Raw genomic sequence first — 2,542 nt, forward strand, 5'->3', positions numbered from 1 at the left:
GCGGCTTCGCGCCGACCCGCGCCCAGCTGGCGCCGCCTGCCCGGCCGCGCGCGCAGGCGCCCGCGCTGCCCGGTGGCCGCGGTCTGGTCGTGGTGGCGAACCAGGGCTCGGGGCAGCGCTCGGGGCCCCTTCCGGACCGCACCCAGGAGGTGCACGGGGTGCTGCCGCACGCCGAGGTGGTGCTGTGCGGCGGGCCGGACGGGCAGCCGCTGGACAAGGCGCTGGAGGACGCCGCGGAGCGGGCCGGGGAGCTGGGCGGTGCGCTGGGGGTGCTCGGCGGTGACGGCACCGTCAATGCCGCGGCGACGGTCGCGGTGCGCTACGGGCTGCCGCTGGCGGTGCTGCCCGGCGGCACCCTGAACCACTTCGCGTACGACCTGGGGATCGAGACGTACGCGGCGGCGGCGCGGGCCGTGGAGACCGGCGAGGCCGTTGCGGTGGATCTGGCGCGCTTCCGGGTCGCTCCGCATCGGGAGGGGCGGTACTTCCTCAACACCTTCTCGATCGGGGTGTATCCGGAGCTGGTGCGGATCCGGGAGCGGTGGGCGGGCAGGATCGGCGCCTGGCCGGCCGGGGTGCTCGCGGCGTGGGAGGTGCTGCGTACCGCCGAGCCGTTGACGGTGCGGATCAATGGTGCGCGGCGCGCCGTCTGGCTGCTGTTCGTCGGCAACTGCCAGTACCGCGGGCTGGGGTTCGCGCCGGTGCGCCGGCACGACCTGGCGGACGGGGTGCTGGATGTGCGGGTGGTGCACGGCGGGCGGCTGGCCCGTACCCGGCTGCTGGCCGCGGCGCTGACGGGCACCCCGCGCAGCTCCCCGGTTCTGGGCGAGGCGCGGTTGCACCAGCTGCGGATCGGCGGTCTCCCGGACGGCGCCACCGTCGCCTTCGACGGCGAAGTCGCCACTGTCTCGGGCGAGTTGACATTGCAGAAGGAGAACGAGGCACTGACGGTCTATCGCCTGCTGCCCGAATAATGAGACCCCACTCTCACGATGCGAGATTCGCGCATACGGTGTGCTCACCACGCCGAAGCATGCGAAGGAGTCGACCATGCCGCAGGAGTCCGCCGTCTACACCCACGGCCACCATGAGTCCGTACTGCGCTCGCACACCTGGCGCACCGCCGCCAACTCGGCCGGATACCTGCTGGATTCGCTGCGGCCGCACATGCAGATCCTGGACATCGGCTGCGGCCCCGGCACCATCACCGCCGATCTGGCCGCGCTGGTGCCGGACGGGCAGGTCACCGGTCTGGAGTACGCACCGGACGTGCTGGCGCAGGCGCGCGCCACGGCCGCCGGGCGGGGCCTGGAGAACGTCCGCTTCGCGGTCGGCGACGTCCACGCGCTGAACTACCCCGACGACACCTTCTGCGTGGTGCACGCCCATCAGGTGCTCCAGCATGTGGGCGACCCCGTCCAGGCGCTGCGCGAGATGCGCCGGGTCACCAAGCCCGGCGGGATCGTCGCCGTCCGCGATGCGGACTACTCGGCCATGACCTGGTACCCGGAGGTCGAGGGGATGGCCGACTGGCAGCGGCTGTATCTGCGGGTGGCCCGCGCCAACGGGGGCGAGCCGGACGCCGGACGCCGGTTGCACGCCTGGGCGCGGCAGGCCGGCTTCGCCCCGGACGCGATCACCGCCACCACCGGCACCTGGTGCTACCGGACCGCGCAGGAGCGGTCCTGGTGGAGCGAGCTGTGGGCGGACCGTACGGTGGCCTCCTCGTACGCGCGGATCGCGGTGGACGGCGGGCACGCCACGACGGACGAACTGCACCGGATCGCAGAGGCCTGGCGGGCCTGGGGCGCCGAGGAGGACGGCTGGTTCGCCGTTCTGCACGGCGAGATCCTGTGCCGGGTCTGACCGACGCACCTTCTGCCCCGCCCTCACACGGACTGCTCCCGGCATCCCCCTGACGGCCAGCCCCACCCCTCCCCGGCAGATAAATCATCTTGATCCCGGTATGGATCGGGCGTGACCCGAATACGACTGGCCTCCATAGCCGCGCTGACCCTGCTCGCGGCGGGCTGCGGATCCCAGCAGCCCGCCACCCCGCCACGCTCCTCGCCGCCCGCCCGGCCGGGCACCGCCCAGGCCTCGGCAGCGGCCGGCTTCACCCTCCTGGCCACCGGCGACGTCCTGCCGCACAACGAGATCATCCGGCAGTCCGGCAACGACGCACACGGCCACGGCCATGACTTCCGCGCCATGTTCGCCGGGGTGAAGCCGGTGGTCTCCGGCGCCGACCTGGCGATCTGCCATACGGAGACGATCTACGGCAGGGACGGCGGACCGTTCACCGGCTACCCCGGCTTCAAGTCCCCGCCACAGGTCGCCGCCGCCCTCGAGGACGCGGGTTACGACTCCTGCTCCACCGCCTCCAACCACACCCTCGACGACGGTGCCGACGGCGTCCGCCGCACGCTCGGCGCCATGGACGCGGTCGGTCTGCGCCACACCGGCTCGGCCGTCTCCGCCGCCGAGGCCGCCCGCCCCGCCACACCGGCTCGGCCCGCCCCGCCGCCGAGGCCGCCCGGAC

General features: G+C 73.6%; 3 protein-coding genes. All 3 read left to right on the forward strand.

The genetic code is table 11. The features are described from left to right. On the forward strand, positions 1–974 hold a 974-nt coding region (locus tag DY245_RS33720), incomplete at its 5' end, for a diacylglycerol/lipid kinase family protein (protein ID WP_128510948.1). 76 nt (positions 975–1,050) lie between these two features. Then, on the forward strand, positions 1,051–1,866 hold the full coding sequence (locus DY245_RS33725; protein ID WP_128510949.1) for a class I SAM-dependent methyltransferase: 816 nt from the start codon (positions 1,051–1,053) through the stop codon (positions 1,864–1,866). A gap of 111 nt (positions 1,867–1,977) precedes the next feature. Beyond that, a partial coding sequence (locus DY245_RS33730; RefSeq protein ID WP_147318395.1) for a CapA family protein occupies positions 1,978–2,542 on the forward strand: 565 nt, incomplete at its 3' end.

The organism is Streptomyces inhibens (assembly GCF_003389455.1).
Lineage (GTDB): Bacteria > Actinomycetota > Actinomycetes > Streptomycetales > Streptomycetaceae > Streptomyces > Streptomyces inhibens.